The organism is Faecalibacterium sp. An77 (assembly GCF_002161315.1).
GTDB lineage: Bacteria > Bacillota > Clostridia > Oscillospirales > Ruminococcaceae > Faecalibacterium.
On sequence record NZ_NFHK01000121.1, the window covers coordinates 1 to 527 of the forward strand.

Annotated in this window: 1 rRNA gene; it reads right to left on the bottom strand. The window is 51.6% G+C overall.

The window, feature by feature from the left end:
- Positions 1–527 (bottom strand): 23S ribosomal RNA (locus B5G28_RS14325); the annotation flags it as partial.

The following is a 527-nucleotide window of genomic DNA, read 5'->3' on the forward strand; positions in this document are numbered from 1 at the left end:
TAGGCACAGGGTTTCAGGTTCTCTTTCACTCCCCTCCCGGGGTTCTTTTCACCTTTCCTTCACAGTACTATACGCTATCGGTCACTGGGTAGTATTTAGGGTTGGAGGGTGGTCCCCCCGTATTCCGACCGGGTTTCACGTGTCCGGCCGTACTCTGGATTCTGCGCAGCTCTCACTGTTTTCGCCTACGTGGTTCTCACACTCTCTGACCGGCCTTCCCATGCCGTTCGGCTAACAGTTTAAGTCCTAAAAGCAGTCCGTACCCCGCAGGTATTTCTACCCGCGGTTTGCCCTCTTCCGCGTTCGCTCGCCACTACTTACGGAATCTCGTTTGATGTCTCTTCCTCGCCCTACTTAGATGTTTCAGTTCAGGCGGTTCCCCTGTTATACCTATTTTGAATTTCAGTATAACATACTCAGCTATGAGGCTGAGTGAGTTTCCTCATTCAGAAATCCGCGGATCAATGCTTATTTGCAGCTCCCCGCAGCTTATCGCAGCTTATCACGTCTTTCTTCGGCTCCCAGTG